13 protein-coding genes and 3 pseudogenes are annotated in these 14,717 nt (G+C 69.5%); 12 read left to right on the forward strand and 4 right to left on the reverse strand.

The window, feature by feature from the left end:
• The first annotated feature begins 38 nt into the window (after nt 1-38).
• Nucleotides 39-446 (forward strand): hypothetical protein, encoded by a 408-nt coding sequence (locus ACIP82_RS26440; RefSeq protein WP_400656802.1) that lies wholly within the window; start codon nt 39-41, stop codon nt 444-446.
• A gap of 25 nt (nt 447-471) precedes the next feature.
• Nucleotides 472-1,266 (forward strand): annotated as a pseudogene (locus ACIP82_RS26445) (integrase core domain-containing protein); the annotation flags it as partial.
• A 152-nt stretch (nt 1,267-1,418) separates the two neighbouring features.
• On the opposite strand, the gene ACIP82_RS26450 reads toward ACIP82_RS26445, so the two are convergent.
• Nucleotides 1,419-2,021, reverse strand: a complete 603-nt coding sequence (locus ACIP82_RS26450; protein ID WP_400656804.1) for a hypothetical protein — start codon at nt 2,019-2,021, stop codon at nt 1,419-1,421.
• Between the two features lie 462 nt (nt 2,022-2,483).
• On the opposite strand from ACIP82_RS26450, the pseudogene ACIP82_RS26455 reads away from it, so the two are divergent.
• From ACIP82_RS26455 to ACIP82_RS26495, 9 genes and pseudogenes are all read left to right on the forward strand, one after another.
• A pseudogene (locus tag ACIP82_RS26455) lies at nt 2,484-2,621 on the forward strand (exodeoxyribonuclease III); the annotation flags it as partial.
• Nucleotides 2,622-2,912: 291 nt separating this feature from the next.
• Nucleotides 2,913-3,143 (forward strand): hypothetical protein, encoded by a 231-nt coding sequence (locus ACIP82_RS26460; RefSeq protein WP_400656806.1) that lies wholly within the window; start codon nt 2,913-2,915, stop codon nt 3,141-3,143.
• Between the two features lie 236 nt (nt 3,144-3,379).
• Nucleotides 3,380-4,888 (forward strand): hypothetical protein, encoded by a 1,509-nt coding sequence (locus ACIP82_RS26465; RefSeq protein WP_400656808.1) that lies wholly within the window; start codon nt 3,380-3,382, stop codon nt 4,886-4,888.
• Nucleotides 4,889-4,911: 23 nt separating this feature from the next.
• The gene (locus tag ACIP82_RS26470; protein ID WP_400656810.1) at nt 4,912-5,361 is read left to right on the forward strand and encodes a hypothetical protein; all 450 of its coding nucleotides are present in this window, start codon (nt 4,912-4,914) and stop codon (nt 5,359-5,361) included.
• Nucleotides 5,361-6,452: an ATP-binding protein gene (locus tag ACIP82_RS26475; RefSeq protein WP_400656812.1), complete on the forward strand. Its 1,092-nt coding sequence runs from the start codon at nt 5,361-5,363 to the stop codon at nt 6,450-6,452. Before ACIP82_RS26470 ends, ACIP82_RS26475 begins: the two co-directional genes overlap by 1 nt.
• 713 nt (nt 6,453-7,165) lie before the next feature.
• A complete protein-coding gene (locus ACIP82_RS26480) occupies nt 7,166-7,897 on the forward strand; it encodes a DUF6271 family protein (RefSeq protein WP_400656814.1) in 732 nt (243 codons plus the stop codon).
• A gap of 45 nt (nt 7,898-7,942) precedes the next feature.
• Nucleotides 7,943-9,268 (forward strand): DUF6271 family protein, encoded by a 1,326-nt coding sequence (locus ACIP82_RS26485; RefSeq protein WP_363611826.1) that lies wholly within the window; start codon nt 7,943-7,945, stop codon nt 9,266-9,268.
• On the forward strand, nt 9,265-9,762 hold the full coding sequence (locus ACIP82_RS26490; RefSeq protein ID WP_400656816.1) for a GNAT family N-acetyltransferase: 498 nt from the start codon (nt 9,265-9,267) through the stop codon (nt 9,760-9,762). The genes ACIP82_RS26485 and ACIP82_RS26490 overlap by 4 nt, the downstream gene beginning before the upstream one ends.
• Nucleotides 9,761-9,889: pseudogene (locus tag ACIP82_RS26495) on the forward strand (exodeoxyribonuclease III); the annotation flags it as partial. The gene ACIP82_RS26490 and the pseudogene ACIP82_RS26495, both read left to right, overlap by 2 nt.
• A gap of 405 nt (nt 9,890-10,294) precedes the next feature.
• On the opposite strand, the gene ACIP82_RS26500 reads toward ACIP82_RS26495, so the two are convergent.
• A complete protein-coding gene (locus tag ACIP82_RS26500; protein ID WP_400656818.1) occupies nt 10,295-11,011 on the reverse strand; it encodes a hypothetical protein in 717 nt (238 codons plus the stop codon).
• A gap of 458 nt (nt 11,012-11,469) precedes the next feature.
• On the opposite strand from ACIP82_RS26500, the gene ACIP82_RS26505 reads away from it, so the two are divergent.
• The gene (locus ACIP82_RS26505; RefSeq protein ID WP_400656820.1) at nt 11,470-12,495 is read left to right on the forward strand and encodes an alcohol dehydrogenase; all 1,026 of its coding nucleotides are present in this window, start codon (nt 11,470-11,472) and stop codon (nt 12,493-12,495) included.
• 320 nt (nt 12,496-12,815) lie between these two features.
• On the opposite strand, the gene ACIP82_RS26510 is transcribed toward ACIP82_RS26505, so the two are convergent.
• Both ACIP82_RS26510 and ACIP82_RS26515 read right to left on the reverse strand, forming a co-directional pair.
• The gene (locus ACIP82_RS26510; RefSeq protein WP_400656822.1) at nt 12,816-14,012 is read right to left on the reverse strand and encodes a hypothetical protein; all 1,197 of its coding nucleotides are present in this window, start codon (nt 14,010-14,012) and stop codon (nt 12,816-12,818) included.
• A complete protein-coding gene (locus tag ACIP82_RS26515) occupies nt 14,000-14,677 on the reverse strand; it encodes a DsbA family oxidoreductase (RefSeq protein WP_363611838.1) in 678 nt (225 codons plus the stop codon). The genes ACIP82_RS26510 and ACIP82_RS26515 overlap by 13 nt, the downstream gene beginning before the upstream one ends.
• Nucleotides 14,678-14,717 lie beyond the last annotated feature (40 nt).

A 14,717-nucleotide genomic window follows, 5' to 3' on the forward strand; every position in this document is an offset into this window, starting at 1 on the left:
CCCAGCCGACGGCTGTCCAGCCGCCGGAAGCGGTGCCGATGGCTGAGCAGACGCCGTACTGGCGGGGTTCGGCCCTCCCGGGCCCCAAGGCCGACACCGTGGCCGAACGGCTGAAGCAGCGGTGGGGGCTGGAGTTCCACGTCCAGCAGATCCGAGCCGTCAGCGCCGGGCTGCCCGGCCACGTCCGGTACGAGGCGCTGAAGGAGTTCCCCGAGGCGTACAGCCTGATCGTCATGATCCAGGCCGACGGGGACGGCCGGCCCAGGAACATCGTCCTCGCCGGTGACGAGCGGAAGTCCTGGGTCCAGAGCCAGTTCGCGGCGTACGGGCAGTCCGCCCAGGTCTCGCCCATGGTCCCGCGCCGGACGGACGGGGAGGTGACCACCTCCCTGAGTGTGGCGTCCGACCACACGACCCTCCAGCTCAGCGGCTCACTCGCCCCGTAGCGGATCCGGGCCCGGATGCCATGGGCCCGGCACGCGAGGGCGGCCGCGTACCGTACGCTCCATCCGCGCCCTGCTCCTGCGCCTGGCCGCAGAGAATCCGGGGTGGGGGTACCGCCGCCTTCACGGCGAGCTTCTCGTCCTCGGCGTGAAGGTGGCCGCGTCCACAGTGTGGGAGATCCTCCAGAAGGCCCGGATCCCGCCGTCACCCGAGCGGACCTCCACCACGTGCGCGGACTTTCTGCGCTCCCAGGCCGACGCGCTCCTCGCATGCGACTTCTTCGAGACAGTCACCCTGTCCGGGGCCCGGTTGTACGTGTTCGCGGTGATCGAACACGCCAGCCGCCGTATCCGGGTCCTGGGCGTGACCGCGCATCCGACCGCAGCCTGGGTGGCCCAGACGGCGAGGAATCTCGCCATGGATCTTGAGGACGCCGGCTGCCGGGCCCGCTTTCTGATCCGGGACCGGGACGGGAAGCTCCCGCAGCTGTTCGACGAGGTACTCGAGGACGCGGGCATCGAGGTGGTACTCGGCGGCGTCCGGATGCCGAGAATGAACTCCATCATGGAGCGCCGGGTACAAACCTGCAGGCGAGAACTACTGGACCGGACACTGATCTGGGACCAGCGCCATCTCCCGCACTCCCTGCGCGAGTTCGAGACGTTCTACAACGGGCACCGGCCACACCAGGGCATCGCCAACGCCCGCTCACCCCACCCACTCCCCCAACCGATCACCGATCCAGGGCAAATCGCCCGCCTCGACATACGCCGACGCGACCGACTCGGCGGCCTCCTCCATGAGTACCAACATGCTGCCTGATCAGAGCGGATGACGTTTTCGGCAAGGGCAGCGTTCTGGCCGGTCCGTGCGGCGGCGGCCCTTCGCGCTCCAGGCCGGCGGCCCTTGCCGGCCGCCGATGGCCGTCACCCCCGCTGGGTGACGGCCACCGAACAGGGCTCACACCGTGGTCACTAGCACGACCACGGCGTGGTGACGTGGCCCGTCACGGTGTCCACCGCCACCGTCCTGCCCTCGCTGGGAATGCAGAAGTAGTAGGTGGGATGCGGGTTCTGCACGACCGGCTCATTGAGGTACAGGGGCTTGAACGCGCCGGTGTGCCCGGCCTTGACGGCCAGATCGTGGGCCTGGACCTCCGTCATGGTGAACGGGGAGATGGCCTGGATCCCGATCGGGACGCTCCACGGCTGCGTGCTCTGGTACTGACCGGTGGTCGAGTACTTGTACTGGAAGGACGGCTCCGAGCCCTTGGCCCGGAAGCGGATCCACCAGGCCTGGACGTCATTGGGGTTGGTCGTGGGTGTCAGCAGGACGGCGTCCGCGTCGTAGAACTGCGAGCCGGGGTGCTCCTGCTGCGCCTTCACCTTGGCCTCCCGCACGATCTGTGTGAGCGGGAGGTGGGGTGCCGCGCTGGCGGTGGACGGGGCGATCGGCAGCAGCGACAGGGCCGTGGCGGTCGCGGCGAGCCCGATCCGTGCCCGAAGGCGGCGGCGTGATGTCCGGCACCCGTTCAGTGCGGGTGTCGCGGGCGTGCGGGCGGTGCGCGTGGTGTTCATGTCCTTCATCTCCTTCGACCCGGACCCTGCGTGGTCACGGTGGAAGTCGACTGCCGGGTTCGGCGTGAGCGGTGGCCGACGGGCGAGAGGTCCTCGGCCGGGCTCCGCGGGGGATGCAGCCTCCCGGGGTCCAACGTTAGGAAGGTCTCCGGGCGCCGTCTCCTGGCCGTCATCCTCGCTGAGCCGAACGGGCGAACCTCTCACACGGAGCGATGTCCGTCCGGGGTTTCGCCGCGCGGTCCCGGCCGGTGGGCCCGATCCTGTGCCGCTCCTTGACCATCGCCGACTGTTATGCGGTGGTGACAATCCGCGCACAACCGATACGCGAACCAACCACCGCCCGAACCGGCGCCGAAACCGTCATGATGCCCATGGGCCTCCCCCTACCTCCAAGGCCAGCAGGCACCCTCGAACAAGCTGCACTCGAACGGGTGGACCTTTTTCGAAAAGGTGTCGTTCCGCTGGCCCATCGACCTCCAGGTCGCCACCCCCGGCCTCGCCGCCAAGGCGGTCGAGGCCTACGTCGAGCGCGCCGACACGCACGCCGAACGCTGGTCCGACCACGCCCCCGTCACCGTGGCCTACGACCTCAAGTCCTGACCACAATCAGGAAGCCGGGCTGCCCGTCCTTGATCAGCAGCCCGGCCGGGACCGACGCGCGCAGCGGCAATCCGGCGGCCCGTCAGCATCCGTTGCAGTCGGCGACCACAGTCGGCGACCACAGCCGGGGCCGCAGGCCTCTGGCCGCCCAGATCGCCGCAGGCTGATCGAGGCCGCCTACTCACCACCCGCGAAGCGTGCTCTGAAAGCGGCGTGCCGTCTTGAACATGTCTTCCCCGGTCGACCTCGTCGATGGTGAGCCGCGGGGTGTATGAAGTCAGTCGTACCCCCGTGACGAGTTGCCTGCGGGAGTGGCTGGCGGCGAAGAAGAAGGTGCTCGCGCCGAACGCCTGTGCCAGGTACGAGGACTGTGTCGAGCGGGACCTGATCCCGGCCTTCGGCCGCTGCCGACTCCTGGACCTGCGCCCGAGGCAGATCGACGACTGGGTCACCGTCCAGCAGAAAACCAGCCGGGGCGCGTCACCGTCTACCGGGTCGTGGCCACCCCGCGCAACGCGCTGAACGCCGCGGTCCGCTCCTGGCAGATGCGCCACAACCCGGCCAAGCACTCGGTCCCGCCCAAGCCGCGCGCCCAGGCCAGTGAGCCGAGTACGCGACCACAACACCGTGCTGGCCGGCGCCTTCTATCGGGCCTCGTTCGCCGCAGCCCCAGCAGGGAGTCGGTTGCGCCGATACAGCGATGGGCAACCGGCGCAACTCACCAACTTCCCTTGCATGGTTGGCTATTGTCTTGGGGCATGACGCGACAGTTGCCACCCGGCTCCCACAGCGCATCCGACGAGCTGTGGGCGGCGGTTCCGCCCGTCGGCCGCGACACGAGCCAGGATGCCGTGATCGTGGTTCCCGGGATCATGGGCAGCACGCTGCAGGACACGGTGACAGGTGCTCGGATTTGGGGCTTGGGCGTCAAGTCAATGGCGGATACCTGGCTAGGACCCGATGGGATGCTCCCCCTGCACCTCACGCCCGACGAACAGGACGGCCGGTTCGGCCGGGTGCGGGCTACTGGGCTGCTGGAGCGGGTTGGTTGGGCACCGTTTCTGCAGGGTTTCGAGCCGTATACCGATCTGGTGCGCGGTGTGGGTGAGGTCGTCGCACATCCCAAGGCGGTACTGGCGTTCGCCTACGACTGGAGACTGCCGGTCGGCGTCAACGCGGCGCTCCTCGCCGAGGCCGCCCGCCGCCACCTCAGCGCATGGCGTGCGCATCCGGCCCACGACCGGATCCGGCGGCTTCGGGCCGACGAACGCCCGGCCCAGCTGGTCTTCGTCGCTCACTCCATGGGCGGCCTGGTGACCCGTGCTGCGTTGACTCACACCCCTGATCTTGAACCGGACACCCGCGCGGTCATCACCCTCGGCACTCCCTTCCACGGCGCGGTCAAAGCTGCCGTGATACTCAACGGTCACCGCGGCAAAGGCGGTCGCGCCGCGCGGGGGCCTGGCGCGCTTCTCCGACGCCGCATGCAGGCACTGGCAACCACGCTGCCCGGTATACATGACCTGCTCCCGGGCTTCCGGTGCGTCGACGACAGCCGGGAGGTACGCCGCCTCACCCCGAGCGATATCGAGGCACTCGGCGGCGACAGGGAGCTCGCCGCCCGGTCACAGGAGTTCCAGCAGTGGATGCGCCTCAACGGACGCTCGCTGCCCGGTCACCGGGCCGTCGTCGGAGTGGCTCAGCCGACCGTGCAGAGCATGAGGTTGAAGGAGGGGGTGGTCCACGCGCAGTACGTTACTTTCCGGACGCACTCCGACGGTCAACTGGTTCGTGACGCCGTTGGTGTGCCGCAACGCGTTGACCTAGCGGGGGACGGGACCGTGTATCGCGACTCCGGTTCCCTCGGCGGCCCCGCGGTCACCCATCTCCCGCTGCAGCACGGTCCGATGTCCAGGGACAGTGACGTCATCCGTCACGTGCGGAATGTGATCACCTCTCCGGACGAGCCTCTCGGTCCGCCCATGGGCGAGAGTCAGATCGGTCTCGATGTGCCGGATGCCGTAGAAGCCGGGGCCGGCTGGAACGTGCGGCTGACGGGTACGGACACGCACGCGGGCGTCACCTGTAGCGTCCACGACGCCGAGACCGACCGGCGGATTGCCACGCCCCGTTTCGGCTGGCAGGACGATACGATCGGCGCTCGGGTGACCCTGCCCGCGCCGGGGCTGTACCGGCTGCGGGTCGAGAGCGGAGGCAATGCCCCGGTCACCCAGCTCGTCCTGGCGGCCGAGCCGGACGACAGCTGACGCGCACCGTGGAACACCGCAGCATGAATGCCGCCATCGGCGGGAACGCCGAAAGACCGCTGCAATTCTTCCCGGTCGCCATCGGCCAGTACCGCGATCACCCCCCGCTCGACACCAAGACCGAGGTCGCCGGCATCGCTGAACTGCTCGCACCGTTCGGCGCCGAGACCCGTGACTGGGAAGTCGAGGAGATCGACCGGGGCTTGGACGCGGTCGACGGGCGGCTGCGGGAGTGGTCCGAGCCGCAGAACGCCGGGGACACCATCCTGTACTGGACCGGGCACGGGGAGAGCGACGGGGACCAAAGGGCACTGCTCGCTCATGCCCTCAGCCCCCGCCCCCTCGCCACGAGCGGCATCACCCCGCAACAGCTGGTGAGCTACCTGACCGCCCGCGAGGCGCATCGTAAGGGAAAGACGGATGGGCGATCGTCATCATCGACGCCTGCAAATCCGCCCGATTCGTCGAGCTGATGAGTGCGGACGTGAACCGGGACCCCGCCGGCGCGCGCAACTTCCTGCTGGTGGCCACGTCCGGGCAAGGTACCGCGAACCTGGGTACGTTCCGCAAGGTCCTGTCCACGGTCCTCACCGTGACCTTCCGTGCCGACGACAGCATCGACCTGTGGCACCTTGCCACAGAGCTCCGCCGGAATCTCGACGGATGTCCGGTGGAGGTGAAAACCGTTCCGGGCCGTGCCATGCTCCACCGCAGAGTGCCCGTGCTCACTCAGACGTCGCTGGACCAGCTGGCCGAGATCGAAACCGTCCTGGACAAGCTTTCCGACGACGAACGACGCCACTTCGTCCCCAAAGCCAGCGGTGCCGAACTCGGCGAACAAACCTGGTACTTCGAGGGTCGGCAAGAAGAACGCCACCAGATTCTTACCTGGCTCGACACTGTGCACAGGGGCCTGCTCGTGATCACCGGAGCAGCGGGCTCGGGCAAGTCCGCACTGCTCGGACACATTCTCGTACACACCCAGCCCGAACTGCGGCGAGTCCTTGAAGCGGCCGGCCAGCTGACCCCGCTCCCGGCCGCCTCGCCCCAGCCGTGCGACCCGTTCCACGCCGTTGTCCACCTCACCGGCGCCACTCCTCGGGACCTGGTGGCACGGATCGCCCGAGCGGCCGGACTTGAGACCCCGCCCGCCAGTGAGGAACTGAACGTTCAGAGCGACTGGTTGATCAACGGCATGCGCGGACGCGGCCAGCCGTTCACGCTGCTGGTGGACGCCCTCGACGAAGCGTACTCACCTCTGGCGACAGCAGACCGGATCCTGCGCCGGCTCGCCGCACTGCCGATGACCCGCGTCATCGTGGGGACCCGCCGGTCACCGCATGAAGGCCCTGACCCGTCGCAGCCCGACGACCGGTATCTCCTGGACGCTCTGGGCGCCGTAGCGGACACGGCCACCGTCGTCCGCGTAGGACGTGACAGCGACGCGATGACCCGATACGTACGTCGACGCCTGACCGCCGCCGCACGCCACGGAGTTCTTCAGGCGGAGCAGCGGCAGATCGACCACGCGGCGCACGCCATCGGCGCGCTCGACCGGGAATAACCCCAAGCGCACCGCCTCCTCATCAGGTATCGGGACAGCTCGCCCGGCCGTGATCGGAACGATCCGATTTCTACGCTGCAGACGTCTGTCGGCAACGGCTCAGAACGGGTTCTGGATCATTTTCCGTGCCGGAGCCACGGAGCGTCACCGGAACCGCGATCATGAACGGTCGTGACTGACGCTCTCCACGGGCGCTGATGGGGTGCTGCGTCCTACCCTGTGCCCGAGTCACCGCAGGTAGGTGCGGATCTTGCGGGAGCTGTAGCCCCCCCTGCACGCGAGCCGATCCGCGCATTGCCCTCGGTCGCCGCGCACCACCGATGCGCGGACCGCATCCTCGGACCCCGCCCGGCGAGCCCTGCCGAAGTCCGTGCGAGGGCAGGGGCGCTTGCCCGATCGGGCAGTGTCGGCGTGCGCCGCCCGATCCCTGAAAGCATCCCGTTGACACCAAAGTTGGTCTAGTCCACCTTGGTGAAGCAAGGTCGTCCACATGAGTCCGGCGGAGCCGCGCGACCCGGCACTGACACCGCTCGGGACTCATCGACTCCCTTGACTCAACTACTTCACCGCGGCCTTGAGTGAGCCATGTGGCATTGCCGTGCCTTGGTCCCCGGACGGGCACATGGATCTGACGATCGATTGGAGACGCCCGCATGCGCAGAACCTGCTTGGCCCTGCCGACCAGCCGGGCCCGTCCCGCCTCGATCGCGGCCATGGGCAAGGAGGCCGTATACGCGGCGGGGAACTTCGGCGTGGAGGTCCGCCTCCTGCCCCTGGACTCCTCGGACGACACCACCTTCACCGACCACGCCAAGACCGTCGGCGAGCTTCTCCCCGCACCGAACGTGTACGAGCGCGTGCCGCCGCCACCGGCCACCGAGACCGTCGGCAGCGACCACTTCCTCCCGTACGTCGTCCTCGATGCCGCCCTGACCGGCGTCGCGCACAATCGACCTATCGTCAACTACTGCACGCCGAGGCGCTGTTCAGGTAGCGGCTTCATCGCCCACCAGGTGCGGTTGACGAGGCTCCCGTTCTCGATGCTCTACTTCCACCCCGTCTACGGCGAGACGACGGGCATCGGCGGCGACCGGGCGCGGAACGTCCGCCGACTCGACGCCCTCGACGCGTCTACCGCAAACCGGGCGGCAAGTACGCCGGGTTCGCCGGCCATCCGGCGCCGCCGCGGGAGCGCCTGCCCGACGAGGCCCAGGCCGACGCCGAAGAATGCGCCCACCCGATCCAGGCCCGGGGACCTCTGGCGGAGGCGGCCTGCCCCGACCTCGGCGAGGGTGGAAGAGTCTGCGGCCGATCGTGCGGAGGGGGCGCATTCCACCCCTGCCGGGCCCCGCTGTGGATCTCTGACATCACAAGCGGCCTGGTCCATGGTGGCACGACGGGCCGGCCAGAGCCGCCGTCCAGTGCGCCATCCTGCACTCAACTAGCAACTGCTGTAACGAATCTGACGATCAGACGGAGAATCCCACACCATGCAACGAGTCTGCCTCGCCCTGCCCACCATGCGTTCCTGCCCCGGCACCATCGTGGACCTCGCCGAGGAGGCGGCCTACGCCGTCGCGAACTTCGGGGTCGAGGTGCACCTCCTCGTCCTCGACACCACCGACGCCGCCGAATTCGCGAAGAACGCGGACGCCGTGGCCTCACTGGCCCCCACTCCCGGCGTGTTCGTCCACCACCTCGGCGAGGCGCAGCAGCGGGAGTTCCTGCGCCGGGTGGCCGAGCGCTCCGGCGCCGCCGACCCCGAGCTGCTGCTCGACCTGATGCTCCCGCAGGCCGTCGCGTACGGTTCCTGCGTCAACCGGCTCTTCCTGGGCGCGGCCGCCCTGGGGTGCACCTCGGCGCACCTGCGCAACGACGACGCCGACTTCCAGGTCGTCGACGGTCAGAAGATCTTCCCGATCCACCACGAGCTGCTCTCGATCGGCCGGCCGGCCGGCGACGCGGTGGCCGGCGTGTCCCGCTCCGAGCTCGACCCGGCCGACGCGGACAAGCCGGTGATGCTGGTCAGCGGCTCCTTCATCGGCGAACTCAACGTGGACATAGGCGAGATCCACGAGATGGACCCGGCCGTCTACCGCGACTTGGTGCGCCTGTGGACCCCGCCGGTGTGGTCGGAGGAGGAGAGGGACGCGATGGTGGACGTCTCCTTCAAGGGAACCGGCTCCGAGCCGTTCAGCACCGACGAATCCGTCCTCGGCGTGCCCGACATCTGGGACGTCTACATGTGCAATATCGCCCTGGACCACCGGGCCTACGAGGTGCTGCCGCTGCTGCCCTCGATCGAGACCATCGGCTGCGACTACGCCCTGCTGCACGCCATGGTCCACGCCCGGCTGCCCGGCGTCGTCCACAACCGCCACATCGTCAACTACTACACGCCCGAGCGCCGCATCGGCGCCGGCTTCATCTCCTACCAGATGCGGTTCGTCAAGTTCCTGCTCTCGATGCTGTACCTCTACCCGGTCTACGGCGGAATGATCGACCTCGGCCGCGGGCTGCTGGACGAGCGGCACGGGCTGAAGGTCGAGCCGATCCTCGACCTGGTGCGGGGCAGCGTCGACTGGGACCGGGCCGGAAACGAGCACTGCCTGGACGTCCTGGACCGCTCCTACCGCAAGCTGGGCGGCAAGTACGCCGAGCTCGCGGACGTGGTGGCCGGACAGCGGCAGCAACTCCTGGACGAGGCCCAGGAGGACGCCGAGCGCTGGGCGGTGCTGATCGACGCCTGGGCGGGGATGGCGGCCGCCGCCCGCGCCGAGGGACTCCGCCCCGGCGTGGACGGGGCGGCCGGGTGAACGAGGACATCCTGATACGGCAGCTGACCGACAACGACTGGGACGCCGTGGTCGCGCTGGAACACGACGCCTACGCGGCCGACGGCCTGTCGGAGGGCCGGGAGGCACTGCAGTCCCGCGCCCTCGGCTCGCCGGAGACCTGCTTCGTGCTGGAGCAACGCGGCACGGTCCGCGGCTACCTGCTGAGCCTGCCGTACCCGCCGCTGCGCTGCCCGGACCTCGCCCAGGCGGAGGACGCCGTGTTCGAGTCGGGCAACCTGCACGTGCACGACCTGGTGATCGCCGAGGACCTGCGCGGCCGGGACGTCGCGCTGGGGTTCATGCGGTACTTCCGGGCGCGGGCGGAGGAGCTGGGCTTCGAGCGGATCTCGATGGTCGCGGTGCGCGGGGCGGACATCCTGCTGCGGCTCATCGGCTACCGCGCGCACCGGGAGGTGGCCGTCCCCGCGTCCTACGGGCGGCGTGCGGTCTACATGTCGATGCCGGTGCACTGACCTGCGGGTCGCCGCCCCCGGCCTCGCCGCCAAGGCGGTCGAGGCCCACGTCGAGCGCGCCAGTACGCACGCTGAACGCTGGTCCGACCACGCCCCCGTCACAGTCGCCTACGACCAAACCGTCTGATGTGGTGGGGCGACCGGGCCGCCTTGAGTCAGTCGGCTGCTCCCACTGTTCGTCGAGTTGATCTTGAGGGGCCGGACCGGTCGCCGGGGGTAGTTCTGCGACGACACCCCTGGAAGGTGCGGGCCTCCCGGAGGCCCCGCCCGGCACGAGCCGGGCGAGGGCGTCCGGGAGGCAGCACAACGCCGATCGCGGCGTGATCCAGCTCTCCGGCGATGTTTCGGCCTCACGGGTCGGCGGCGCCCGGGCCGACTCCGACGAAGTGGACGGTCACGAGGATTCAGACCACCGTATCGCGACGCTGGACCAGGCTCTTGCCGCTCACGGAGAAAGGTCTGGACCGAGCGAGTTCCCGACCCATCGGGGAATCCGAGGGCTGCGATTCAGGCCTTCTGAAGAAAGCCTGGATCAGTAGTCCTCGTAGCCGCCTTCGTAGCCGCCCTCGTAGCCGCCCTCGCGGCCACGCTCGCGGCCGCCCTCGTGGCCCCGGACGACCCGGAAGCTGGCCACCACTCCGTTCTCGACGAAGACGCCCTCGGCGCAACGCGGGTCCACACCGTCGTTGGAGCTGCGGGGCCCAACGGTGGCGATGGGAGCGCCTCCGTCACAGACCGCCCCGCGGAAGACCTCGACGGTCCTGTGGCTTTCGTTGCGGATGTTCAGGCTCCTGGCACCCAGGCCACTGACCACAGTGATGCAGCCGTCCCAGCGAGCGGAGTACGTCCGCTCGTTGATGTGGATCCGGCCCTCCTCACGGTGCCCCCGGTGCCCCCTGCCCTCGCCACCCCTGCCTTCCCCACCCCTGCCTTCCCCGCCCCTGCCCTCGCCGCCCCTGCCTTCCCCGCCCCTGCCCTCGCCGCCCTTCCCCTCGCCGCCCCTGCCCTCGCCGCTCTTCCCCTCGTCGACGAAGGACGCCTGTGCGGGAGCGGCCTCCCGCTGGACGGCCGGGACTGCCTGCTGGACAGCCGGGACTGCCTGCTGGACGGCCGGGGCCGCCTGCTGGACGGCCGGGGCCGCCTGGGTCGTCGACTGGGGGGCGCCCGAGGCGTAAGTGAGGCCGGTCACGGCCAGGGCCGCGGCGGAGCTTACGGCCGCGGTGATGACGGTGGTGCGGGTGATCTGCATGGAACTTCTCCTGGTCCTTGAGCGGCCGGTTGAGCCGCCGACGCGTGATTTGAACGTACGGACGGCGGTCATATCGGGCATATGGAAGGGTCGCCACTGGGGGGCCGAACGGGTGGCAGAGCAAGGATTTGGAGAACTGACAGATAGTCATATTATTTACAAGACACGAGAATTGACTTGCGGTTGATCCTTCTGAGTGATACGTGGCGCCTACTCACTCCTCCGGCGGCGGGGCGCCTGAAACTGCCGACGCGATGAGGTGAGTGGCCTCCGGGGAATGGGACGCCTCAAGGAGATCGGACCCGCGTCGTGCTCGCCGGCCCACTCCACCCGCAGGTCAACCCGTCGGGCATGGCGGTGGGCTCGCTCGCGCCCGTTCCCTTTTCGGCGCGCGCGATCGGGTCGAAGCTGATCTGCTGGATTGAGGGGGCCGTCGCGCTCTTCCGGGAGAGAGCCAGATGAGTACATACCGAGTTGCACAGGTCGCCACCGCCGGCGGGCCATTCGAGATCGTTGAGCGCGAGGTACCGGAGCCGGGCCCCGGCCACGTACGGGTTGCCGTGGATGCCTGCGGGATCTGCCACAGCGACGTCCTTTTCGTGGAGGCCGGGTTACCTGGCGTCCGATTTCCGCTGGTACCCGGCCATGAGATCGCCGGGCGCATCGAGGCGCTGGGCGAACTGAGACACCACCCCGACTGGAAGGTCGGCGACCGAGTGGCCGTTGGCTGGTTCGGCGGCAGCTGCCACCACTGCACACCCTGCAGACAGGGCGACTTCATCGTGTGCGAGAACCTCAAGGTCCCCGGATGGGCATACGACGGGGGCTTCGCCGAGACGGTGATCGCACCGGTCGATGCCCTGGCTCGGATCCCCGACGCGCTGGCGGCGACCGATGCGGCGCCCATGGCGTGCGCGGGGGTGACCACGTACAACGGGCTGCGGCGCAGCTCCGCCCGGCCGGGCGACCTGGTCGCCGTCCTCGGCATCGGCGGCCTCGGCCACCTGGGGGTGCAGTACGCGGCCGCGATGGGTTTCGAGACCGTGGCCATCGCCCGCGGAGCCGACAAGGCCGACTTCGCCAAGCGGCTCGGCGCTCACCACTACATCGACAGCACGGCGGACACCACCGTCGCCGACGCGCTGCAGTCCCTCGGTGGCGCCAAAGTCGTCCTGGCCACCGCTGCCAACTCCAGCGCCATCACCGCGACCGTGGACGGGCTGTCACACCGGGGCGAGCTGGTGGTGATCGGCGCGGACCCCGACCCGCTGGGAATCAGCCCGGTCCAGCTGCTCATGAGCGGCAAGATCGTGCGCGGCCATCCGTCCGGCACCGCGCAGGATGTGCAGGACACCATGGCGTTCAGCGCTCTGCACGGCATCCGCCCGACGGTCGAGGTCGTGCCGCTGGACCAGGCCGCTGCGGCGTACCAGAAGATGCTCTCGGGCGCCGCCCGTTTCCGGATGGTGCTCGCCACCCGCTGACCTCGCCACCCGCTGACGCATCCGCCCCTTCGGGTGTCACCGGCCGGCCGTTGCTCGTCGGGGAACGCGCGCACCGGCCGTGGCCGGGGAACGGCATGCGGGCCGGGTGCGCGCGGTGGGGCGAGTCACCGATGACGGCGCTCGCCACGCCGCGCCACTCGGGCTCGGAGCATCGTGGCTCCCACTCCCCCTGCCCGAGTGGCTCCCGTTCACCGTTCACCCTGTCGAAAACACCCTGGCACGGTTCAGGAGTACTGCGTCTTCCGTCCCTGGAAACCCGCCCGGGCAAGGGCCGGTACCGGCTACCTACCGGTGCGCGGTCAACTGCGCCGCTCCGCACCCCACCAGGTCCGATCGTCGGTGCCCGCGGTTGTCTCCGAGTCGCTGAGGCCCAGCCTGTGCCCGAGGCTGACTCCCTGGCTGTGGATGGCGGTTCCCTCTGCGAGGCGGAGCCGTTCCCATGCCTGCAGGGCGGTGTCCGCGGACGGCGCCTGCTGCAGGGCGTGGAGGAGGGTGATGGCCTCGGCGGCGGCTTTCTCCGTACTGGCGGCGGTGTGGGGCCGGACCACGAAGGCGGCGTCCCCGGTCAGCAGGATCCGGTGGTTGCGCATCCTGGTGGCGCGTGCGTCGAGGATCGCCTGCAGGAAGGGCTCCGTGGTGTGTTCCACCAGCTGGCGCAGGGGCTGTGGCAGTGTCGAGCGTGCGCGGGCCAGGAGGTCCGTGCGGACCTGGGGTGCGAGCAGTCCCGGCGGCAGTGACAGTCCGTGGCGGGTGCCGTTTCGGTCGGTGGTGATGCGTGCGAGTTCGGGCGGGTCCGCCCGTGTGTACCAGACCCAGTTCATCCGGCGGTGGCCCGTTGCGGTCGTGCCGAAGTCACCCGGGATGAAGTAGCACAGGAACTGGCCGCGCTCCCCGTCCCAGAAGCTGAACCGGTCGCCGAAGCGCGTCACCAGCTCCTGGGGGAGGTCGGCTTCGTCGATGACACCGCGGTAGGCGACGTAGCCGGCGTAGCGCGGCGCACCGTCCGGTGCGACGAGTCCACGATGCCGGGAGGCGGATCCGTCCGCGATGATCGCCAGGTCGACCGCCCGTGCCGCCTCGCCGACGTGGACGGTGGCCCCTGCGGGGCCGGGCACGAGGGCGGTCACCGGCTGCCCGTCGTGGTAGCGCTCGGCGGGCAGCGTGTCCCGTAGGGCCTTGTAGATCGTTCCCCAGGAGATCATCTGCTGCCGCATGGGCACGATCCGGACGTTCCCGTCCCCGGTGAAGAACTGTCTGTGGGTGACGGGGACGCTGACGCGGTCGGGGTCGACGCCGCAGAACCCGCGCAGCAACCAGGCGACGCCCGGTTGCAGCACGATGCCGGCGCCGCGGTCGTCGGGGCGGCCCGTGGAGCGTTCCCAGACGTCGACGTCCAGGCCGAGCTCCGTGAGCGCGACCGCGTGGAACAGGCCTGCGAGCGACCCGCCCTCGATACCGACCGACGTGATGTCGGGCGTCGCGGTCACTGCGAGCACGCCCCCTCATCGCACACGGCTCCGGCCTGTGGCCTGGTCGCCCGCCGTTCCAGGGCTTCGATGAGTCGCTCGATCTCGACCGCGCCGTTGATCGCACGCTCGCCCAGGATGAACAGCGGCACGCCTCGCAACCCCAGCTGCTCGGCGATTTCCTCGTCCGCACGCACGGCCCTCTCCAGTGCCGGGTCGTCCAGGCGCTGCGCCACGCCGACGGCGAGGCCGTCGTCTTCGCCCAGCCGGGCCAGCACGGCCGGGTCGCCGATGTCCCGTCCCTCGGCGAAGTAGGCGGCGAACAACCGGTCCGCCATCACGGCACCCAGCCCTGCCTCTCGCTGCGCCAGGGCGATCAGGCGGTGTCCGGCCCGGGTGTTCGGTGTCCTGGTGATCTTCTCGTAGTCGAAGGCGGTGCCTTCGCTGCGGCCGGCCAGGACGGTGCCCTGGTCGAGTTGCCGCGACCGTTCCCAGCTGCCGAACTTCGCGCTCCGGTAGGCGCGCCGGTCCATCCCTGCCAGGGGCATGGTCGGGTTCAGCTCGAACGCGCGGTGGTGGATCCGGAACTCGGCGCCGGTGCGTCCTTCGACGATGTCGACCGCCCGCTTCAAGCGGCGTCCGCCGATGTAGCACCAGGGGCAGATCAGATCGCTGAACACGTCGATCGTGAACATGTGCCCTCCTCATCGAACCGACTAGTCTGTTCGATCCGAA

The sequence above is a fragment of the Kitasatospora sp. NPDC088548 genome (assembly GCF_044753005.1).
Taxonomy (GTDB): domain Bacteria; phylum Actinomycetota; class Actinomycetes; order Streptomycetales; family Streptomycetaceae; genus Kitasatospora.